The organism is Pedobacter quisquiliarum (assembly GCF_014642175.1).
GTDB lineage: Bacteria > Bacteroidota > Bacteroidia > Sphingobacteriales > Sphingobacteriaceae > Pedobacter > Pedobacter quisquiliarum.
The window spans coordinates 149,463-170,140 of the sequence record NZ_BMIL01000004.1 but is presented as its reverse complement, the minus strand read 5'-3'; the positions used below and the strand labels follow the sequence as shown (position 1 = coordinate 170,140).

Here is a 20,678-nt window from a genome sequence, read left to right as displayed (position 1 = left end):
TTAGAAACGGAAGTGAGAGAACGCTTTGTTAGCCTCAGCCATTTTATGCGTATCTTCTTTTTTCTTAACTGCGGCACCTTCACCTTTAGCTGCTGAAACGATCTCACCTGCTAATTTTTCTTTCATTGTTTTCTCACCACGTTTACGTGCGTAAGAAATTAACCATTTCATACCTAAAGCAATTTTGCGGTCAGGTCTTACTTCAGTTGGCACCTGGAAGTTAGCACCACCTACACGGCGTGACTTAACCTCTACTGCAGGCATTACATTGGTTAAAGCGCGCTTCCATACTTCAAGACCGCTTTCGCCAGCTCTTTTTTCTGCAAGTTCTACTGCGTTATAAAAAATATCATATGCAATGGATTTCTTTCCATCATACATCATATTGTTTACAAACCTGGTCACCATAACATCGTTAAATTTCGGATCAGGAAGGATAATTCTCTTTTTTGGTTTTGACTTTCTCATTTTTGTTTCCTCCTAATTATTTCTTTTTACCTTTTGTTGGTGCCGCAGCTACTTGTCCTGGTTTAGGACGTTTAGTACCATATTTCGAACGACGTTGGTTACGACCAGCTACACCTGATGTATCTAATGCACCACGGATGATGTGGTAACGTACACCTGGTAAATCTTTAACACGACCACCACGGATCAATACAATGGAGTGCTCCTGTAAGTTGTGACCTTCACCAGGGATATAGGCATTCACCTCTTTTCCATTGGTTAAACGTACACGGGCAACTTTACGCATTGCTGAGTTTGGTTTTTTAGGGGTAGTGGTATATACACGTGTACATACACCTCTTCGCTGTGGACAGCTGTCCAACGCTGGAGACTTACTCTTGAACTCCAGTGCTACTCTACCTTTTCTAACTAATTGTTGAATGGTTGGCATTGTTTTTTGTTTTCTATTAAGTGTTTTAAAAACTTTACCCCTAATAAAGGGACTGCAAAGGTAGGAAGATACATTTTATAAATCAAGGGGTTAACTGAAATATATTGCTCCATCCCTGCATTTGTTTGCCAAGCTGAATTGCAGTGTCTTAAGGCCATGCCGAACCACGTCCATCAAGGGAAGAATTACAGGTTAGTCAAACATCAAACACACAGGAAACGCACACAACCTGTGCGCTTGGTGTGCGTTTGGTCTGGGGTTGGTGTGCGTTTGGTCTGGGGTTGGTCCAAAGCTATCCCTTAAACCTTGGCCCATTGATTACGCTGCACCTACGCCTGGCAGCTGAAAGCAAAACCGGCTGCCTTCCCCTACAGAAGACTCTACCCAGATCGTTCCGCCTTGCGCTTCGATGAAGTCTTTCGATATTGCCAGCCCCAGCCCGGACCCTGATTTGTTTCTGCCATCGGTGGGCACCTGAAAATAGCGTTCGAACAAACGCTCCTGGTATTGATCCGGGATCCCCTGACCAAAATCCCTGACAGAAAACACGACATCATCACCGCTTTGCTGAATTTCCAACACTACCCTGGAGCGATTCGTACTATAACGCAATGCGTTCGTTAAGAAATTAATTAGCACCCATGCTGTTTTTTCTACATCAACATTCACCAGGGCTAAGGTTGGCGCAGCATGAAGCTCAAGCTGGATCTCGCGTTGATCAGCCTGGAAACGAAGCGCATCTATTGCATAATTCACAATCGTGGCCGGAGCCGTTTTTCTGAAGCTTAACTGCAGATTACCCGTCTCCACTTGCGCCAAATCCAGCAATGCACTCGTGATTTTCAGCAGCCGGCCGCAGTCGTCTGCAATGTGCTGAACCATTTCTTTTTGTTCTGCATTCATTGTTCCAACCCGCTCATCCTCCAATATGCTTACACTCATCTTTATAGCCGAAATTGGCGTTTTCAGTTCATGCGATACCGTAGCGATAAAATTTGTTTTCGCTTCATCAAGCTCCTTGAAAGGCGTGATGTTCCTTAGCACATAAACCTCACCTGCTGCAATGTTGGCTTCCGTAATCGCTTCATCTCCCGGGCTGAAGGCCGGTACATGGATAAGGCTTTTCTCCAACTGGAAATAGGATGTTTTATGATCAGCGTATATGGTAAAGTTTTTATCTTCCGCTTCCGCATTCAGAATTTTCTTTAGCAAGTCGTTCTTAGCCATCAGCGCATTTACGTTCTGGCCCATCACATCCGCCTTGTCCATATTCAGCAGGGAACACGCAACCTTATTAATGAACAGTACTTTTCTATGTTCATCGAGACCAACGATCGCATCATTTATTTGCTCAATGATGGCTTCTATACGTCGTTTTTCCGACTGCAGTTTCGCCAGGTTACTATTTTCCCATTTGTTCAGATGCCTGGCCATGGTATTAAATTCCTGTGCGAGTTCCGCAAACTCGTCGGTACTGCTGAACTGAAGTTGCTGCTTATAGTTTTGCCTGCTGATACCTTTTATGGCTTCCGAAAACTCCCTTAATGGGTTCGCCACAAATCCGGGAAAGTTCAGCATAAAGGAAAAAAGCACCAGAAAACAGATGGAAGCCGCAAAGATCAGGTATCCAGCGGCCTTTTCTACGCCCGCTAGTGCAGCGTCATTCTTACTGGAGATGGCAGCCATATTCAACTGGTCTATCCTTCTTAATTGTTGCCTTGCAGATTTCAGGGCATCAGCCTTGTCTCCTGGGCTTATGGCTGGATTTGACAACACCTCAAATGCCCGGCTAACATGTTCTACAGCCTTTCGCTCCCCAGGTTCAGTGATATTGCTCCGCTCCTGTTCAAGCAAGGCTAGAAATTCACGTTTGCTACCGGCCGATAAAGGCAGCGTTTGATCATCAAGGATGGCCCGCATGCTGCCCGAAAGTCGTAAACTCTTGTAATTATCTTTTAAGATCACCTTTGAACTTATGGAGATCCTATTCATGTAATACAAGGAGATTGCCCCGAAAAATAAGATGACCAGGAATAAAAATCCGAAGCCAAGGCGAAGTTTAGTTTTGATTTTCATAGGAGTTAGCCATTCAGGACAGGATGATGAGATCCGTCTCTGTTGTAGAAAGTTTTTTTATGAGCTGGTTGAACACAGCTGTTTGCATTATAACCTGAAAGAGGGTGATATGTGGCTTGCCAATACATATTGTTGTGACTTCTTTTTCCATTGACACCTGGAATATGGAGCTCGTAATGTCATCACTTTTTATTCTGATCACCTCTGCACCAAGTTCGGTTGCAAGTTTAAGGTTATTAATCAGGTGGCGCTGCAGGTCGAGCTTTATTTTATCAGCACTTTCACCGCTTTTCTGTACGTACAGTACAATCCAGGGAGAATGGTAGTATGATGCGAGTCTGGCTGTTTTCCGGATGATTACCTTGGCCGTTTTAAAGTTTGTAGAGATACAAGCCATGAATTTTTCGGGTCGGAGCTTGATATTTTTTGCCACCTCAATCTGGATTTTCCTTTGCAGGTGATGTGAAACCTCGTTTACCGCCAGCTCCCGCAATTGCAGGATCTTCTCCCGCTTGAAGAAATTGTTTAACGCATAGCTTACTTTACTTTTATCGTAAATTTTTCCGGCAAGCAGCCGCGCAATCAATTCATCAGCGGTGAGATCGATGTTCACAATTTCATCTGCAGCATCAAGAACGCTGTCCGGAACCCGTTCCGTAATGGCTATGCCGGTTATCTGTTCAACCGCTTCATTAATGCTTTCAAGATGCTGAACATTGAGGGCTGATATCACACTGATACCAGCCGCTAAAATGTCGAAGACATCCTGCCAACGCTTTGCGTTCTTACTGCCTTCGACATTGCTGTGTGCAAGTTCATCAACCAGCACGACCTCAGGATGTACGTGCAGGATCGCATTAAGATCCATTTCTTCCAGGTGTTTTCCTTTGTAGTAGATCTCCCGTTTAGGGATTATGGGTATGCCCGACAGCAATGCATGGGTCTCCACACGACCATGGGTTTCGATATACCCAATTTGTATATGGATACCGTTGTGCAACATGGAATGGGCTTCCTGCAGCATCCGGTAAGTTTTACCTACACCAGCACTCATACCTAAATAGATTTTCAGCTTGCCCTTTCTGGATGTTTTCACCAGATCAAGAAAGTTTTTTACAGATGCCGACTGCTTAGCTTGTTCCATGGCGCAAATGCGTTTCTGTTTAGAATGATACCGCTAAACTAGCGGTGAGTGATGCACTATGGTTCACCTGTTGCAACTGCCTGGAGAAGATCTGCCCTTCACTATCGTAAACCTTTCCCTCTAAGCGGAATACTGCATGATCTACGGGGGAGTAATCAACATTCAGGGAGTATCCATAGGTTTCAAACCCATTTTCAACGTTGGTCGTGATTAACATACCATCCTTGTCGCGATAGTATTCAACCCTTCCGGCAACAGCCCATTTCGGATCAAGCTTATAGCGGGCGATTGCTACTGGTGAGAAAACATGTTTTTGTGTGGTACTACCTTTTTCGCGCTGCTGAATGCCGTAATCAACACCTAGGGTAAGGCCAAAGGTCTCACTCATCTTGATGATGCTATAAAGATTATTGTAAAACCTGGTGGTGGCGATCGAGTCTGCGCCCTCCGCGCCTACGTAGTTGCTGTAATTAATTGTTACGTGCTCCATCGGTTTCCAGGTAAGTTGCAAGCCCCCTGCCGCAGCACTATTGTTGGCCTGCCGGGCAATCCGCTGCCATCCATTCAGATAAAGCAATGTTGCTGCAAATTTTCCGTCTTCTGTCGTGTAGCTCAGTTTCGCCCCTGCTTCATAATACGGTGTATTTTCAGAAGAAATGTTCCTGGTTACGACCCAGCAGTCTTTTGAAATAGCACTTTCAAAGCCTATATGAGAAGAAAAAATACCGGCGTCGAGCCACAGGTTGCTTGATTTCGTCAATTTTATGCCTGCATTGGCTTCAAAGATGTTTTTTAATACGCCCGGCTCCGCAGCAAGGTTAGCATTGGTGTAGGTTCCCGACATGATGGCCAGGTTGGCTCGCACTTGATCATCCTCATAGCTGGCTTTTATGAAGCCCAGGTTGAGATTTACCTCATTATGCCTGTTGTGCGAATAGACAAACCCTGGCCTGTTGTGATCTGCAGGTTTATTCAAGTCGTAACCATAATAGGTCTCCAGGTATCCGCTGATTTTAAGTTTCGATTGGGCTTGTGCCTTTGCTGCGCATGCAGCTGTAAGTGCCAGTACGGCAAATATGATTTTTTTCATGGAAGGTTAGTTAAGGGGGCGTGGTTTTAGCTTATCAAGATCTATGTTCAGTTTCAGCACATTCACGGCGCTTGGGCCAAACAATCCGAAGAGCGGTTGTTGAGTATGTTTTACCAGGAGTGCCGCCAGCTCCGCTTCCGGGATGTTTCTTGCCTGAGCCACTCTTTTGATCTGGATGGTGGCGGCCTGTTCTGAAATGTCGGGATCAAGTCCACTACCAGAAGCGGTTACAAGATCTGCAGGGATATCTGATTTTTTTAGGTAGGGATGATACTTTAACAGGGTATCTACCCGGTTTGAAACTATTTTCAGGTATTCGGTATTAGCAGGTCCCTTATTGGAGCCTGCGGAACCTGCAGCATTGTAGTCTACCGCAGATGGACGGCCCCAGAAATACTGCGGCTTATCAAAGCGCTGCCCAAGGGCTGCATAGCCCACGATCTTTCCCTGGGAAATCATTTTTTCGCCACCACCCTGACCTTCCGAAAGCCGACCAGCGTAGGATATGAAAACTGGATAGAGTACACATAGGAGCAGCATTAAAACGAGGGTTAGGCGAATGGATGGTATAAGATATTTTTTCATGAGATTTTAATGGTTGTTTTAAACAAATAGGCCTACTAGAAGATCAATAAGTTTGATCCCGATAAACGGTGCGATGATACCACCAAGACCATAGATCAAAAGATTCCTGCGCAACAAGGCGCTGGCGCCGATGGGCTTGTAAACCACACCTTTCAAGGCAAGCGGGATAAGTATCGGTATGATGATGGCGTTGAAGATGACAGCGGCAAGGATGGCGCTTTCCGGACTGTGCAGATTCATGATGTTCAGCTTCTGCAAGCCTGGGATGGAGGCGATGAAAAGTGCCGGTACAATGGCAAAGTATTTAGCAATGTCATTGGCGATGGAAAAGGTGGTGAGCGTACCGCGGGTAATAAGGAGTTGCTTTCCAATCTCCACAATCTCGATCAGCTTGGTTGGATCATTGTCAAGATCCACCATATTGCCAGCTTCTTTTGCAGCCTGGGTACCGCTGTTCATGGCGACGCCGACATCTGCCTGGGCCAGGGCAGGCGCATCGTTGGTGCCATCACCCATCATGGCGACCAGTTTTCCGAGTGCCTGCTCTGCTTTGATGTAGTTCATCTTATCCTCAGGTTTTGCCTCGGCAATGAAATCATCGACACCTGCTTTTTCCGCAATAAACTTCGCCGTAAGCGGGTTATCACCAGTAACCATGACGGTCTTAACACCCATTTTCCTCAATCGTTCAAAGCGCTCGCTGATACCTGGTTTGATGATGTCCTGAAGCTCAATTACACCAAGAACCTCCAGATTTTCTACAACAACCAGCGGTGTACCGCCATTGCTGGAAATGTTCTTAACATGGTTTTCCACATCAACAGGAAAAGTATTCCCTGCCCGTTGTACCTTTTTACGAATGGAATCGAATGCGCCTTTGCGGATGCTGCGGCCTTCAGGGGTATCCATGCCACTGGAACGGGTTTCTGCGGTGAACTGGATAAACACAGCCCCTTCTGGTGCCTGCCAAACCTTGCCGCTTTGGATTGATGCAGCGAGTTCTACGATCGACTTGCCTTCAGGTGTTTCATCTGCCAGTGAACTGAGCACAGCTGCGTCGATAAAGCGATCTTCGGTTACCTGCTCCGTTGCATAAAAGTGGGTCGCCTTACGGTTCCCGATGGTGATGGTACCTGTCTTATCCAACAACAAAACATCAATATCGCCAGCAGTTTCCACGGCCTTCCCAGATTTTGTGATTACGTTAGCCCGAAGCGCCCTGTCCATACCCGCAATTCCAATTGCAGACAAGAGCCCGCCGATGGTTGTTGGAATCAGGCACACGAACAAAGAGATCAGGGCGGCGATGGTGACCGGTGTATTCGCATAATCCGCGAATGGTTTCAGAGTAAGGCAAACGATGATGAAGACAATGGTGAAGCTGGACAACAAGATTGTTAAGGCAATTTCATTTGGTGTCTTTTGTCTTGAAGTGCCTTCCACCAGGGCGATCATGCGATCAAGGAAGCTCTCTCCCGGGGCAGTGCTTACCTGAACGGTAATTTGATCCGAAAGCACCTTTGTGCCACCGGTTACCGAGGATTTATCCCCACCGGATTCGCGGATCACAGGTGCAGATTCCCCAGTGATTGCCGACTCATCAATGGTCGCGATGCCCTTTATAATTTCGCCGTCACAGGGGATGGTGTCACCTGCTTCGCATAGGAAAAGATCGCCTTTCTTGAGCATTCCGGAAGAGCGAAGTTCTATATGACCTTCTGCGTTCAGCGCCTTTGCCGGTGTTTCTTCCCTGGTCTTTCTCAAGCTATCTGCCTGCGCCTTACCTCTGGCTTCCGCTATCGCTTCAGCGAAGTTGGCAAACAGGAGGGTAAGCAGCAGCACGATAAAAACGGCGAAGTTGTAAACCGGTGAGCCCTCCCCTTTATGCGTGATGGAATAAATGGTAACATAAGCCATAACCAGCGTGCCGATTTCCACCGTGAACATCACTGGGTTTTTGATCATCACCTTCGGATGCAGCTTTATAAAGGCCTGCAGCAGTGCAGCTTTTACATGTTGGGGTTCAAAAAGATTATTTCTGGAAGTTTTCATTTCTAATAGGTAAAGTATTCAGCCAGCGGACCTAAGACCAGGGCAGGAAAATATGAAAGGGCATTTAAGACGATGATCACGGCGAAAGTCATCAAACTGAAGGTTAGCGTGTCTGTTCGCAGTGTCCCTGCAGACTCGGGGATGAACTTCTTGGCTCCAAGTATACCTGCAATAGCAACGGGGCCAATGATCGGTAGAAAACGTCCGAGCAGCAGGACAAAGCCAGTGAGGACATTCCAGAAGATGTTGTTATCAGCCAGACCTTCAAAGCCGGATCCGTTATTGGCATTGGACGAGGTAACTTCATACAGCAGCTCAGAGAAGCCATGGAAATCGGGATTGTTTAGCCAGTTGGATGGCTGTACCGCCCAATCTGCGGTGCCGTGGTTGGTATAGACATAGGTGGCGAGCGCCGTTCCTGCGAGAATTAGAAAGGGACTGAGCAAAGTTATAATAGCGGCAATCTTGACCTCTCTGGACTCTACCTTATGCCCAAGGAACTCTGGTGTGCGACCCACCATTAAACCGGAAATAAAGACCGCAATGATGAGGTAAACAAAATAGTTGAGGACGCCGACGCCGCAGCCCCCATAAAAGGCATTGATCATCATACCCAGGAGCTGCCAGGCACCGGATAGAGGCATGCTACTATCGTGCATGTTATTGACAGAGCCTGTAGAAATGATGGTGGTAACGGTACTCCAGTATGCGGAAATTGCTGGACCAAACCTAACCTCTTTCCCCTCCATTGCACCTGTAGCTTGTGAAATGCCCATGCTTTCAATCGTGGCACTACCAGCGGTCTCCGATGCAATCATTGGTATGAGCAGTAGCAACATGCCCAGCGTCATCATGCCAAAGATCATCCACCCTAGTTTTCGGCGTCGGATGTAATACCCAAAAGCAATAACCATAGCAATGGGGATGATCACCTGTGCGATGAGTTCAACGCTATTGCTGAGGTAATTTGGATTTTCCAGTGGGTGTGCGGAATTGGCGCCGAACCAGCCTCCCCCATTAGTACCCAAATGTTTGATTGCGATGAAAGGTGCAGCGGGGCCTCTTGAGACATTAACGGTATCACCCTGCAAGGAAATGAACTGGTCCTGCCCTTCGTAACTGGTGGGCGTACCATTGAAGGCAAGGATGAGCGCCATCAAGAGCGAAAGCGGGAGCAGCAATCGGGTGATCGACTTCAGGAAGTAATCCCAGAAGTTACCGAGGTTCTGCGTGGTTTTATCCCGAAAGGCACGGAATAACACGACGGCTGCAGCGATGCCCGTAGCGCAACTTACAAACTGCAGAAACATCAGTACGAAGTGTTGCGTAAGGTAGCTTACGCCCGTTTCTCCGGAATAATGCTGCAAGTTGCAATTCACAACAAAACTGATGATGGTGTTAAAAGCCAGATCTGGCGACATGCCGGGGTTCCCGTCGGGATTCATGGGCAACTTGTCCTGGTGCATCAGCACAAAAAAGCCATAAACAAGCCAGACCAGGTTAATGGTCAAGAGGGCTTTCATGTGTTCCTTCCAGGTCATCTCGACCTTAGGATTGATACCGGAAAGTTTGAAGATTCCCGCCTCCACTGGTTTTAGGAAATCGGTCCAGACCTTTTCCCCCGCAAATACTTCTGCCAGGTACTTTCCAAGTGGGATTGCAATGACCAGGGTAAGCAGATACACCGCAATTACGCCTAGGATTTCTGTGTTCATAGTTTAAAATTTTTCAGGGTAAAGAAGCACGTAGATCATGTAGATCAATACGGCTACAGCGATTAAAAACAAGGAGATCATAAGGATTAAATTTTTTCGAACCAGTCGATGGATTTGTAGAATAGCCAAACCATGATGAGTAAGGCAAGTAGCAGTAGAATCGTTAGCATAGTCTTTTTTAGAAGCCCTTAGCCAATTGCGGGTCCAAAAAAGCCGACAGATTTGTATCGCACTTTGAGACAAACAGTTATGTCGACAGGATTCTTTTCTGATATTTTTAGGCACAAAAAAACCCTACCAAAATGGAAGGGTGCTTTTCAGAATGGAACTATACAAGTATTAATTGATCTTGTACTCCTCAATTTTGCGGTACAAGGTGGTGAGGCCAATGCCGAGCAGCCTGGCCGTTTCGGTTTTATTTCCTTGTGTATGCTTAAGGACCTTTACAATATGCATCTTTTCAACATTTTGCATGTTCATAGGATCGCCGCCAACGGCTTCATCGAGAAAATCAAGCGGCAGTAAATCTGCTGTGATGTTATTATCGGCTGCCAGGATGGTCACCCTTTCCATCACATTCTTCAACTCTCTGATGTTTCCTTTCCAGGGATGGGTCAACAGCAAGCGGGTAAATTCGGGATCAATGCTGAATTCAGCGGTTTTTGTGCTCCCACTAAATTGAAGCAGGTAATGCATGGCCAGCGGTAAGATGTCATCCTTTCTCAATGCCAACGCAGGCAGTTCAATGCTGAACACAGAAAGTCGATAATAGAGGTCCAATCTGAAGCTACCTTGTTCTGCACGCGACTTAAGATCCCTGTTTGTCGCGGCAATGACACGTACGTTGACTTTTCTGGTCTTTGTATCTCCGACTTTGATGTAAGTCTGGCTCTCCAGTACGCGAAGCAACTTGGCCTGCAGTTCAAGTGTCATCTCACCAATTTCATCCAGAAATAAAGTACCTCCATCTGCTGCTTCAAGCAAACCACTTTTATCTTTCAGTGCACCTGTAAAAGCACCGGCGAGGTAGCCGAAGAGTTCACTCTCCAGCAACTCCGCATTGAAGCCGCTACAATTTACGGCGACAAAGGCTTTGGTTTGCCTCGGACTTTCGTTGTGAATCGATTGGGCGAAGACTTCCTTACCGGTCCCGGTTTCGCCGAGTAAGAGTACCGTGGTATCCTTTTGTGCGACCTTTTTCGCCAGATTGATGGCTTCCAGAATTGCCTTAGATTTACCCAGTATAAAGTCGAACCCTATAGATTGTTGCTTATGGTCACTTTGATTGTGGGCAAGGAAGTTTACGCTTGCCGCCTCCATGGCCCGATGTACAAGCGGGATAATCTTATCGTTGTCATCACCTTTAGTGATGTAGTCGAAAGCGCCATTGCGCATGGCCATAACACCATCGGAGATTGTTCCGTAGGCCGTAAGGCTGATGACTTCTACATAGGGTTTTAGCGCTTTGATTGCTTTTACCAGTTCGATACCATTATAATCCGGGAGCTTGACATCGCTGACAACGACTTTGATATCTTCTGTTTTGAGGAGCTTTAACCCTTCTTTTCCAGTATGTGCTTGCAGAACATTAAAGCCTTCAAGGCCAATGATCCGCGCAAGCAGACCAGCGAGTTTTTTCTCGTCATCAATAATTAAAACGGAGTCGGACATATGTAATCTATTGGCCGCATGATTGGCCTGGCAAATATTCAAAATAAACTTAGCTGTCCGGTGTATTTGCTGGGTTTTTGTTTTGGCTGCGCTTCACCGAAGTTGGAAAGCGAAATGCCCAGCAGGCGGATCTTATGATCTTTAGGTTCCGTACTCATCAATAAGCTTTTGGCGGTATCCACAATGGTCTTCAGATCACTTACCGGATGAGGGAATGAGCGGTTCCTGGTAATCTGTTTGAAGTCGCTGTATTTGATTTTTAAGGTGATTGTCCGGCCAGACAAGTTCTTTTTCTTCAGGCGTTCGTGTACAATCTCGGCGAGTTCTTCGAGCTTGAGCTCCATGTCTTCGAGTTCCTCCAGATCATAGGAGAAAGTATCTTCCGCAGCGAGCGACTTGGTTTCCCGGTGCGGCTGTACCGGTCGGTTATCGATCCCACGAACGATGTTATAATAGAAATGTCCTGTTTTACCAAAGCGGTAGACAAGTGTTTCTTCAGAAAGCTTTTTCAGGTCGCCCCCGGTATGCAGGCCCATCTGTTTCATTTTCTCTGCGGTTACCTTACCTACGCCATGGAATTTCTCTACGGGTAGTTTTTCCATGAAAGCTTCAATCGCGGAGGGTCCGATGAACTTCAGGCCATCGGGTTTATTGATGTCGGAAGCGATTTTGGCGACAAACTTATTGATGGATACGCCAGCTGAAGCGGTCAGTTGCAGTTCATCTTTAATCGCATTCTTGATCTGTTCGGCAATCTCCAGTGCGGAGCCAATGCCGAGTTTGTCTGCTGTGACATCCAGGTAGGCTTCATCCAGGGATAATGGTTCAATAAGATCGGTATAGCGGCTAAAGATCTCGCGGATGTGATTTGAAACTTCTTTGTAGGCTTCAAAGCGCGGACGCACAAAGATGGCGTGTGGACAAAGCTGCACGGCTTGTCGTGCAGGCATGGCCGAATGGATGCCGAACTTCCGGGCTTCATAGCTGGCGGTAGCCACAACACCCCTGCCCTGCGGAGAGCCCCCGACAACGATGGGCTTCCCCCGAAGGTCCGGATTATCCCGCTGTTCCACAGAAGCGTAGAAAGCGTCCATATCGATATGGATGATTTTTCGAAGGATTGCCATAGATTGGAATAAGAATGCAGCTTAGCCAATGCAAAAGTAACATTGCTAACAATATTAGCTAAACATTTTTAGCAAAGAACTCAAAAACATGACCACAATCCTGTAAACAGCGGCACCCTGAACTTACAGCGTTTCCGTTATGGAACCACAAGTCAGCATGCGATCTCCAAAATAGGGATTTCTAATCTCCCTGGTGTAACTGACCCATGATGCACCCTGATCATCAAGAGCCATTGGGCAGTGGGCTACATACAGCTTGCCACGATCTAAACCAGAATCTTTCAGCAAAGCGATAAAAGCTTCGTTCAGCGTAGAGAAAGCCATTCTTTGGGTTTTTAAGTCGCTTGTACTACTGATTTTCGCCGCAGCAGTTGCCATAGATCCTGTTCCCTTTATTGCCCGGGCACCAGCTTCGATGGCTAAAGCAGCGGTTTTTACCGATTTTACATCTTCCACAACCAGGGCTTTTGTCAACAGCTGATATTGCTGGTGGAGCGCGTCCAGATCCGGGTCTTTCAAGACTACAGATCCCGGGGCATCAGCTTTCAAACCCGGGTTAGTCTTATGGCCGGTTTCGTTGGTAGCACTGCCATGTGCATGTTGCGTTTGTCCGGCCTTCTGTTTTTCATTCGGGTTGCAAGCCATAGCAAGTATGGTTATGCTCAGCAGTAATGCAATATGATTTAGTTTTTTCATGATTCTAATTTTTGCATGTGAGATATTAATCAACCTTTCTTTGCGGTTGTCATTGGATCTTTGCCCTTCTTCAGTACATATTCACTGTATAGCAGGTACGCACCGGATACTACCACACGATCTCCGGGATTGAGCCCTGATATGATTTCCACGCCTTGCGCGCGCTCAGCTCCGGCTTGCACCACCCTGGGTTCATAGTACCCTTGTTTGCGTTCCAGCCAGACATGTGCGCCTGCAGCATTTTTCAGCACCGCATCTGCCGGCAAGACTATACTTTTGGCATCGGTTTTACTTTCTACGAATACTTTTGCCTGCAAACCAGGTTGCCATATACCCCCTGGATTGGGCATTTCAGCACGGATCTGGAGCAGCTGCGATCCCGATTGCAGTGCAGGGTTGATAAACGACACCTTGACGCGCTGCGGCTGATCCTCCCATCCGGGGATCTGCACCCGAAGTTGTTGCCCGGCTTTGATGTTTCCCAGTTCTGAAGCATAGATGTCGGCTTCTACCCAGAGCGAATTATAGCTTTCCAGTTTGAGCAGCGGACTGCCTTCGGCAACATACTGCCCTTCGGTAACGGAAAGTTCCGCTACGGTTCCGGTTTCTGCAGCGAAAATGGTGATGTTAGGGTTTGCCTTTCGCTTTTGCTGCAGCAGGCGGATTTGCCCTGCCGACTGGCCATAAAGGATGAGCTTCTGCCTGGCGGCAAGCAGCAGCTGCGCGAAGGTTTTATCTTCCGGGAACTGTGCAGCCTGCTCCGTTGCGAGTAGAAACTCCTGCTGCAGGGTCACGAGGTCCTCTGAATAAATCTGATACAGGGGCTGCCCTTTGGATACCGGCTCGCCAGTCTGACGTACATACAGGCGGTCAATCCGACCTGCGACACGGCTGGTGATGAAAGTTGTTTGCGCCGGATTGGCCACAAGCCGACCATTAAGCTGTCGTACGGAAGTCTCAGCACCGGTTTCAATGGCCATGGTACTGATGTTGGCTAATGCTCGCTGCCGATCGTTCAGCTGCAAACCTTCTACAGCGGCGCTTTTTTCAAAAAGCACCAGGTCCATGCCACATACGGGGCAGGTACCCTGTTTATCCTGCAACACTTGAGGGTGCATGGGACAGGTATAAGTCTTTGCCGCAGCTGCTGTGCTGGCGGAAGTCTCTCCTTGTTCCTCGGCGCAGCCGAGCAGCAGGAACATGGACAGTAAGAATAAGAATATATGGATATGCCTCATGATCATTGTTTTTTAGCCGGTTTAATAAAACTCTCACTATCGACCAGGTACTGCGCGTTGGCTGCAATTTGCCAGCTACTGATGTCGTCAAACACTTGTCTCTCGCCGTTTTGCAATACACCCGTCCGCACACGAATGGGTTCGAAGACTTGCCCCACCTTCCTGAATACGACACTTTCGTTCCCCAAGGAAACGACAGCAGCTTGTGGAAGCCAAAAGCTGTCTTTTAGAAAGAAAGGAAATTGTCCGCTTACCAGTTCACCGGGGGTTAAGCCCGATTGCTTCAGGTATACCCTAGCAATCACGAAGTTCTCTCCGGCATTTAGCACCGGCTGTATCATTCCGATTTTACCTGAGATGGAAGTCGTGCTATCTGCCAGCGGGTGTATGAGCACCTTCTCGTTTTTGTTGATCTGTGCTGCAAGTTCAGGGCTGAAAGAAAAAGTGGCAATCAGGTCACCAGTCCGGTAAATGGTAAACACCTGCTGTCCGGCATTCAGGTACTGACCCTCACGGATCATTACCGGTGTATTCTGCGTGATTGGCAAGGTGGCGCCAGGCGCAGCCGAGCCGGTCGCCATACCACCCATGCCATCGACCGCGGCAGCTCCTGCTGATTGCGGCGGCGTTAAGGCAGCTGTGGCAGCGGATTGTTCCAGAATAAAGCCCTCTGCATTGCTATAAACCGGAATGCGGTAGGCCACCTGTCCGGTACGCAAGACTTTATTGATCTGCCCCATCTCCATACCCAGCAAAAGCAGTCGGCGTTTAGCAGGTTCCAGCATGCCTTCAGCATCTCCATGCTGCTGGATCAGCAACAACTCCCGTTGTGCGGCAGCCAGGTCCGGCGAGTAAATCTCCATGATCAACTGGCCTTTCTTAACGGGCTGATAGTTAAACTTTACGTACAGCTTTTCTATTCTTCCTGAAACCCTGCTGGCAAGTGCCAGTTGGTTACGGGTATCATATTCAATGCGCCCCTGCACTTCCTGCACAAACAACCTGGATGCCTTTTTTGCCTGGATCACGGGCATGCGCGCAAGCACCTGCTCATTTACCGGCTTTGAGACGTTCAGCAATGCCGAGTCCAGAGTCATGCTTGTTTCTGCATGGTGTTGTGCTGCCTTACGTTTACACGCAAACAGCAAGACCGAAATCAGCACAAGCAGCAGGTTAGCGATATAGTTCTTTCTCATAATCAACAATCATTTGATACCATTTCATCTTCTCATCCAGTACATTGAGTTGCATCATGGTCAATGCTTCCCAACTGCTCATAACAGCCATGGCGTCTTGCTTATTCTCCTGGTAGTTTACAAAGTCGGCTTCCATGGTCTTTTTCAATGCAGGCACAATTTTCTGTTCCATTGCGGCAATACGCTTTTGCATGGATTCAATCTCGTACTGCATGCCGGTTAACATGCCCTGACTTTCCTGAAGCATGCCTACACGCTCCTGCGCCATGGCCTGGATTTCATAGTTCATGGCTTTAACTTCCGACTTATACATCTTTGCCGACCATGGTGCCACAGGGATGCTGAGCATGCCCATCACGCTGTAAGCTTTGGGCATCATGCCACCCAGGGGCGACATATGGTCTATACGAACTTTGAAGTCAGGCTTCGCCTGGCTCTTCATTGCTTTTACGCCCAGCTGCATGGAACGGATGTTTTGCTCCATCTGTAGGATATCTTTACGCTGCCCGGCCAGCAAGAGGGTATCCATAGCCAGTTCTGGACGGAATTCCGGAAGCTGGGTCGTGTCTATAGCCAATGTGGTTCTGGCTGGTAAATTCATCAAGGTATTGAGCCAGGCCTTTGCTTTGGCGATTTCCCCTTCCTGCATGCGGATCATGTTTGCGTTTTCCTCCAGCTTAGCGCCCGCACGGTATACGCCAGAAAGCTGTGAACGGTTGTAAGGATATCTGATCTCTTCGATCTTCTTCATCATTTGCATGGTTTTCCCGTTTTCCTGCAGCACACTGATGCGCTGGCGGGCGATGATCCAGCTGTAGTAAAGGCTCTTAGCCCTGGCCTTCAAGGTGTTTAGTGCGATGCCTCGCCCGGCGAGTTCAACATCGCCCTTTGAAGCAGCATAAGCTTGTTGTGCACGAAGTTTCGCTGGGTTTGGAATTTCCTGTTCCAGCTGGAGCATGATAGAGCCTTTATCACTGTCGTCCATAACTTGCTGTCCCGGATAAGGCGTCATAAAGGTTCCAGCGCCAATCATGGGTGCCATCCAGGCCGTGCCTGCTTCCGCCCGATGCTTATAACTTTCAGCCTTTAGGGCGTAGGACTTCAGCAAGGGATTGTCTTCATCGATCCTTTTCAGAATGGTATCCAGTGGTATCGTCTGTTGTTGCGCAAGCAGCTGCATTGGGAAAAAGCCCAGCAGCAGCGCAATGATCTTAATGGTTCGCATTGTGCACCTCCAGTTTTCCGTATTTTCTTAATTCATATTCTTTGCTCATCAGAAAGATGAGCGGTGTTACCAACAGGATGTGTGTTGATGAGGTCAGCACGCCGCCAATCATTGGCAAGACGATCGGCTGCATGACATCGCTGCCCACACCCGTGGCCCAGAGTACTGGAATTAAGCCAAACAAGGACACACATACCGTCATCAGTTTTGGTCGTAGTCGCTTTGCAGCGCCCTTAACCACGTATTCGCGTAAGTCTTCGCGACTAATGGTTGCACTCGAATTGCCTTTCAGCTTCACAAGCTGATGCATGGCATCATTCAGGTAGATCACCATGACGATTCCAGTTTCTACGGCGATGCCGAAGAGGGCGATGAAACCCACGGCAACGCCAACGGAAAGGCTTACATCAAAGAAATAAATGAGGTATGCCCCGCCGATCAATGCAAAAGGAATGGTGATGAGGCTCAAAAAAGCCTCCCGCAAGGAGTTGAAAGCGAAGTACAGAGAGAAGAAGATGATGATGAGCACGATTGGCGCAATCCAGGACAGTGTTTTTTGTCCGCGGATCATGTTTTCATATTGTCCGCTCCACTCCAGGAAATAGCCTTCAGGAAGGATGCCCCGGCTTGCATTGATTTTTTCCATAGCATCTTCCACAGTACTGCCAAGGTCACGATCGCGTACGTTGAACATAACTGCGCCACGGAGCATTGCATTTTCCGAATTGATCATGGGTGGTCCATCTTCAAAACGGACATCCGCAACGGCAGAAAGAGGAATTTCACCCATGCTGGCAGATGTCAGCGGAATACGTTTAATACTTTCCACATCGCTCCTGAAGCTTTGCCCCAGCCTTACGCCGATGGAAAAACGTTGCCGCCCTTCGATTGTCGTGCCGACCGAAGCACCGCCAAGTGCAGATTCTACGATCTGGTTGACATCATCCACGCTCAGGTTGTACCGGGCAAGCGCATCCCGTTTCACGTCTATGCTCAGATATTTACCACCCGTGATTGGATCCACATACAAATCGGTAACTCCGCTGGTACCTTGAAGGGCTAGTCTAACCCGTTCTGAGACTGCCGCAATGGTATCTAAGTTTTGTCCGTAGATCTTCACACCCACATCGGTTCGTATTCCGGTGGCGAGCATATTGATGCGGTTGATGATGGGCTGCGTCCAGCCATTTATCACCCCTGGGATCTGCAGTTTCTCGTCCAGCGCATTGATGATGTCTTTTTTAGTGATGCCTTCGCGCCACTGCGATTTGGGTTTTAGCATGATGATGGTTTCGATCATGCTAATGGGTGCGTTATCCGTTGCGGTACTTGCGCGGCCGGCTTTACCCAATACTTTGTCTACTTCGGGCACCGACTTGATGATCTTGTCCTGCACCTGCAAAATACGCTTGGCCTCATTGTTAGAAACATCAGGCAGCGTAACCGGCATAAACAGAATACTTTGCTCATCGAGCGCCGGCATGAACTCTGTACCCAGGTTTTTTAGGAGTGGAATGGTGATCAGCAAGGCGATGATGTTAATGGCAATGGTAGTTTTGCGCCAGTTCAGTACCGTACGGATCACAGGTTCGTAATAGCGCTCTAAAAAGCGGTTAACCGGATTCGCATGGTCTGGCCTGAACTTGCCTTTCATGAAAAAGGAAATCAGCACCGGTGCGAGTGTAAGCACCAGTACGGCATCCACAATCATGATGAATGTCTTGGTAAAAGCAAGGGGATGGAACATCTTGCCCTCCTGACCGCTGAGCATAAATACCGGCAGGAAAGAAGTGATGATGATGATGGTCGCAAAGAACACCCCACGGGATACCTGCTTGCTGGATTTTTCAATCACCGCAAGACGGTCGGCCTCGGAGATCCAGTCTGCGTCTTTATCTACTTTTCGTTTAAACCAGTTTCTCATAGCATTTTAGATTTTTGTTGTGCTGCCTGCCAGCTTTCGTATCGCTCAGCAAGGTGCTTATAGGCATTTTCACTCATCACGATGCCGTTATCTACGATGACGCCAATGGCCAGGGCGATGCCGGTAAGCGACATGATGTTGGAAGAAATGTCGAAGGCATTTAAAAGAATGAAGCTGGTGGCAATGGTAATGGGTATTTGGATGATGATGCTGACCGCACTCCGCCAGTGAAAGAGGAAGACAATGACTACTAGTGAAACCACGATCATCTCTTCGATGAGCGTGGTGGTAATGGAATCCACAGACTCCTGGATCAGCTCACCGCGGTCATAAACAATATCAAACTTAACGCCTGCGGGCAGCCCTTTCGAGACTTCCTTCATCTTGACTTTCACCCGGTCGATTACTGCTGCGGCATTTTCGCCATAACGCATCACAACGATTCCACCGACACGCTCCCCTTCCCCGTCCTGATCAAAAATGCCCAGCCTGGTTTCCCCGCTCATTTGCACAGTAGCTACGTCTGAAACCTTGATGGCTGTACCATTCTGGTTTTTTATGGGGATGTTCGAGATTTCGTCGAGCGACTTCAGGTAACCTGATGTTTTAATGATGTAACCGATGTCACTGCGCTCGAACTTCCTTCCGCCGGATTCATTGTTGTTGCCGCGTACCGCAGCGATGACCTCTGGAATGGAAAGTCGGTAGTAGAGCAACTTGTTGGGGTCTACGGCAATCTGGTACTCCTTCTCAAAACCACCAAAGGAGGCGATTTCACTAACGCCCGGTACATTCTGTAAGGCGAATTTAACGTACCAGTCCTGTATGGCACGTTGTTCACCAAGGTCCATTTCAGGTGCATCCAGGGTATACCAGAGCACATGGCCCACGCCGGTGCCGTCGGGGCCAAGTTGTGGTGTGGCACCTTCGGGCAGCGTATTCCCGATGGTGCTGAGCCGTTCCAGTACCCGCTCACGCGCCCAGTATACATCCACGTCATCTTCGAAGATCACGTAGATGAAACTCATGCCGAACATGGAGGAACCACGTACATACTTGATCTTGGGTAGTCCTTGAAGGTTGGTGACCAATGGATAGGTAACCTGGTCTTCTATAAGCTGGGGCGAACGGCCCATCCATTCGGTATAAACGATAACCTGATTTTCGGAAAGGTCGGGTATTGCATCTATCGGGTTCTGCTTAACCGCGAAGATGCCCCAGACGAAGAGGCCAGTAGCCAGCAGCAGCACGATCCATCGGTTTCGGAGGGACCATTCTATAATTTTATGTACCATTTATGCAATGATTTAAACCATCATCCTCCAGCAGCATTGATGCAGCTAAAGAACAGTCTAAAGAAAAATTCTAATTGAAAATTGTTACATGCAGGGAATACCTGATGCCGTTACACGGATGTGTAAGCAGTAGATGGATGGTATTAAATGCGGTAGGTACAGTTCCGTATGAAGACGGGCACCTCCTGGATAGGAGGCGTTTCAAAAGCAGGAAAGCTTGACCGGAAGCCCTTTTCGGCTGTCGTATTCAGAAATTCGTGGAGCAAAGATTTAGGGAGCAACACAGCGGCCTGCGTAAATTCGTAGGTGCTGCTGGCAATCTTTTGAACATTGTCAATCTTCACCGTTTTCGTGTCCTGCTGGCAGCAAGCTTCTTTCTCAGATGTCGATTTGCTCATGCCACAGTAGGCACAGTCAGCTGATTCGCCTGGATGTTCAAGGCCCATCTGGACCAGCTCACCCATGCAATAATGAAGATATACCGTTGGTCCCTGGGCAAGTGCCAGGTAAACAAAGGCGAGTAAAATCAACAATATCTTTTTCATGCTACCCTGCAAATGTACGGCATCCTTCGGGGAAGTACTTATACAATTCTGATAAATTTGTACAGTTTACCGTCAAAATCGCTTGATAATAAAATTGATTGCCTAGCTTTATAAAAAACTTTAGGGGTGCCTTGTGCTGAGATATACCCTTTGAACCTGATGCAGTTAGTACTGCCGAAGGGAAAAGTGAGATGACATATT

The 20,678-nt window shown here is 47.9% G+C and carries 18 protein-coding genes and 1 riboswitch; all 18 genes read right to left on the bottom strand.

The window, feature by feature from the left end:
* The 18 genes from rpsG to IEW69_RS07215 all read right to left on the bottom strand — a co-directional run bounded on the left by rpsG (position 1) and on the right by IEW69_RS07215 (position 20,477).
* Complete coding sequence (gene rpsG, locus IEW69_RS07300; protein WP_188626186.1) at positions 1–468, bottom strand: 30S ribosomal protein S7; 468 nt, start codon at positions 466–468, stop codon at positions 1–3.
* Between the two features lie 16 nt (positions 469–484).
* Positions 485–898, bottom strand: coding sequence for a 30S ribosomal protein S12 (gene rpsL / locus IEW69_RS07295; RefSeq protein WP_008244597.1), 414 nt, complete (start codon positions 896–898; stop codon positions 485–487).
* A 318-nt stretch (positions 899–1,216) separates the two neighbouring features.
* Complete coding sequence (locus IEW69_RS07290; protein WP_188626185.1) at positions 1,217–2,974, bottom strand: ATP-binding protein; 1,758 nt, start codon at positions 2,972–2,974, stop codon at positions 1,217–1,219.
* Positions 2,975–2,987: 13 nt separating this feature from the next.
* Positions 2,988–4,118 (bottom strand): sensor protein KdpD, encoded by a 1,131-nt coding sequence (locus IEW69_RS07285; RefSeq protein WP_188626184.1) that lies wholly within the window; start codon positions 4,116–4,118, stop codon positions 2,988–2,990.
* A 19-nt stretch (positions 4,119–4,137) separates the two neighbouring features.
* Positions 4,138–5,208, bottom strand: coding sequence for a porin (locus IEW69_RS07280; RefSeq protein ID WP_188626183.1), 1,071 nt, complete (start codon positions 5,206–5,208; stop codon positions 4,138–4,140).
* Positions 5,209–5,214: 6 nt separating this feature from the next.
* Positions 5,215–5,793: a potassium-transporting ATPase subunit KdpC gene (gene kdpC / locus IEW69_RS07275; protein WP_188626182.1), complete on the bottom strand. Its 579-nt coding sequence runs from the start codon at positions 5,791–5,793 to the stop codon at positions 5,215–5,217.
* Between the two features lie 18 nt (positions 5,794–5,811).
* A complete protein-coding gene (gene kdpB, locus IEW69_RS07270; RefSeq protein WP_188626181.1) occupies positions 5,812–7,845 on the bottom strand; it encodes a potassium-transporting ATPase subunit KdpB in 2,034 nt (677 codons plus the stop codon).
* 2 nt (positions 7,846–7,847) lie between these two features.
* The gene (gene kdpA / locus IEW69_RS07265; protein WP_188626180.1) at positions 7,848–9,560 is read right to left on the bottom strand and encodes a potassium-transporting ATPase subunit KdpA; all 1,713 of its coding nucleotides are present in this window, start codon (positions 9,558–9,560) and stop codon (positions 7,848–7,850) included.
* Positions 9,561–9,563: 3 nt separating this feature from the next.
* Entirely contained in the window at positions 9,564–9,641 is a 78-nt protein-coding gene (locus IEW69_RS17080; protein WP_373284097.1) for a potassium-transporting ATPase subunit F, read from the bottom strand.
* A 258-nt stretch (positions 9,642–9,899) separates the two neighbouring features.
* Positions 9,900–11,231, bottom strand: coding sequence for a sigma-54-dependent transcriptional regulator (locus IEW69_RS07255; RefSeq protein ID WP_188626178.1), 1,332 nt, complete (start codon positions 11,229–11,231; stop codon positions 9,900–9,902).
* Positions 11,232–11,269: 38 nt separating this feature from the next.
* The gene (gene dinB, locus IEW69_RS07250) at positions 11,270–12,358 is read right to left on the bottom strand and encodes a DNA polymerase IV (RefSeq protein WP_188626177.1); all 1,089 of its coding nucleotides are present in this window, start codon (positions 12,356–12,358) and stop codon (positions 11,270–11,272) included.
* 123 nt (positions 12,359–12,481) lie between these two features.
* On the bottom strand, positions 12,482–13,054 hold the full coding sequence (locus tag IEW69_RS07245) for a DUF3347 domain-containing protein (protein WP_188626176.1): 573 nt from the start codon (positions 13,052–13,054) through the stop codon (positions 12,482–12,484).
* Between the two features lie 29 nt (positions 13,055–13,083).
* Positions 13,084–14,292 carry an efflux RND transporter periplasmic adaptor subunit gene (locus IEW69_RS07240; RefSeq protein ID WP_229663549.1) on the bottom strand — a complete coding sequence of 403 codons (1,209 nt, stop codon included), beginning with the start codon at positions 14,290–14,292 and terminating at the stop codon, positions 13,084–13,086.
* A 2-nt stretch (positions 14,293–14,294) separates the two neighbouring features.
* A complete protein-coding gene (locus IEW69_RS07235; protein WP_188626174.1) occupies positions 14,295–15,488 on the bottom strand; it encodes an efflux RND transporter periplasmic adaptor subunit in 1,194 nt (397 codons plus the stop codon).
* Positions 15,466–16,713: a TolC family protein gene (locus IEW69_RS07230; RefSeq protein WP_188626173.1), complete on the bottom strand. Its 1,248-nt coding sequence runs from the start codon at positions 16,711–16,713 to the stop codon at positions 15,466–15,468. Before IEW69_RS07230 ends, IEW69_RS07235 begins: the two co-directional genes overlap by 23 nt.
* Positions 16,700–18,637 carry an efflux RND transporter permease subunit gene (locus IEW69_RS16980; protein WP_188626172.1) on the bottom strand — a complete coding sequence of 646 codons (1,938 nt, stop codon included), beginning with the start codon at positions 18,635–18,637 and terminating at the stop codon, positions 16,700–16,702. Before IEW69_RS16980 ends, IEW69_RS07230 begins: the two co-directional genes overlap by 14 nt.
* Positions 18,634–19,932 carry an efflux RND transporter permease subunit gene (locus IEW69_RS16975; protein ID WP_188626171.1) on the bottom strand — a complete coding sequence of 433 codons (1,299 nt, stop codon included), beginning with the start codon at positions 19,930–19,932 and terminating at the stop codon, positions 18,634–18,636. Before IEW69_RS16975 ends, IEW69_RS16980 begins: the two co-directional genes overlap by 4 nt.
* Positions 19,933–20,075: 143 nt before the next feature.
* Positions 20,076–20,477, bottom strand: coding sequence for an HYC_CC_PP family protein (locus IEW69_RS07215; RefSeq protein WP_188626170.1), 402 nt, complete (start codon positions 20,475–20,477; stop codon positions 20,076–20,078).
* Positions 20,478–20,589: 112 nt separating this feature from the next.
* Positions 20,590–20,677, top strand: a riboswitch (TPP riboswitch).
* The last annotated feature ends 1 nt before the right edge of the window (position 20,678 follow it).

What these genes read in the sequence shown, in the direction of transcription:
- kdpA (WP_188626180.1), bottom strand. Translation starts at nt 9,560, where the DNA reads ATGAACACAGAAATCCTAGGCGTAATTGCGGTGTATCTGCTTACCCTG.
- rpsL (WP_008244597.1), bottom strand. Translation starts at nt 898, where the DNA reads ATGCCAACCATTCAACAATTAGTTAGAAAAGGTAGAGTAGCACTGGAG.
- IEW69_RS07240 (WP_229663549.1), bottom strand. Translation starts at nt 14,292, where the DNA reads ATGAGGCATATCCATATATTCTTATTCTTACTGTCCATGTTCCTGCTG.
- dinB (WP_188626177.1), bottom strand. Translation starts at nt 12,358, where the DNA reads ATGGCAATCCTTCGAAAAATCATCCATATCGATATGGACGCTTTCTAC.
- IEW69_RS07255 (WP_188626178.1), bottom strand. Translation starts at nt 11,231, where the DNA reads ATGTCCGACTCCGTTTTAATTATTGATGACGAGAAAAAACTCGCTGGT.
- IEW69_RS17080 (WP_373284097.1), bottom strand. Translation starts at nt 9,641, where the DNA reads ATGATCTCCTTGTTTTTAATCGCTGTAGCCGTATTGATCTACATGATC.
- IEW69_RS07290 (WP_188626185.1), bottom strand. Translation starts at nt 2,974, where the DNA reads ATGAAAATCAAAACTAAACTTCGCCTTGGCTTCGGATTTTTATTCCTG.
- IEW69_RS07215 (WP_188626170.1), bottom strand. Translation starts at nt 20,477, where the DNA reads ATGAAAAAGATATTGTTGATTTTACTCGCCTTTGTTTACCTGGCACTT.
- rpsG (WP_188626186.1), bottom strand. Translation starts at nt 468, where the DNA reads ATGAGAAAGTCAAAACCAAAAAAGAGAATTATCCTTCCTGATCCGAAA.
- IEW69_RS07285 (WP_188626184.1), bottom strand. Translation starts at nt 4,118, where the DNA reads ATGGAACAAGCTAAGCAGTCGGCATCTGTAAAAAACTTTCTTGATCTG.
- IEW69_RS07280 (WP_188626183.1), bottom strand. Translation starts at nt 5,208, where the DNA reads ATGAAAAAAATCATATTTGCCGTACTGGCACTTACAGCTGCATGCGCA.
- kdpB (WP_188626181.1), bottom strand. Translation starts at nt 7,845, where the DNA reads ATGAAAACTTCCAGAAATAATCTTTTTGAACCCCAACATGTAAAAGCT.
- IEW69_RS07235 (WP_188626174.1), bottom strand. Translation starts at nt 15,488, where the DNA reads ATGAGAAAGAACTATATCGCTAACCTGCTGCTTGTGCTGATTTCGGTC.
- kdpC (WP_188626182.1), bottom strand. Translation starts at nt 5,793, where the DNA reads ATGAAAAAATATCTTATACCATCCATTCGCCTAACCCTCGTTTTAATG.
- IEW69_RS16980 (WP_188626172.1), bottom strand. Translation starts at nt 18,637, where the DNA reads ATGAGAAACTGGTTTAAACGAAAAGTAGATAAAGACGCAGACTGGATC.
- IEW69_RS07245 (WP_188626176.1), bottom strand. Translation starts at nt 13,054, where the DNA reads ATGAAAAAACTAAATCATATTGCATTACTGCTGAGCATAACCATACTT.
- IEW69_RS07230 (WP_188626173.1), bottom strand. Translation starts at nt 16,713, where the DNA reads ATGCGAACCATTAAGATCATTGCGCTGCTGCTGGGCTTTTTCCCAATG.
- IEW69_RS16975 (WP_188626171.1), bottom strand. Translation starts at nt 19,932, where the DNA reads ATGGTACATAAAATTATAGAATGGTCCCTCCGAAACCGATGGATCGTG.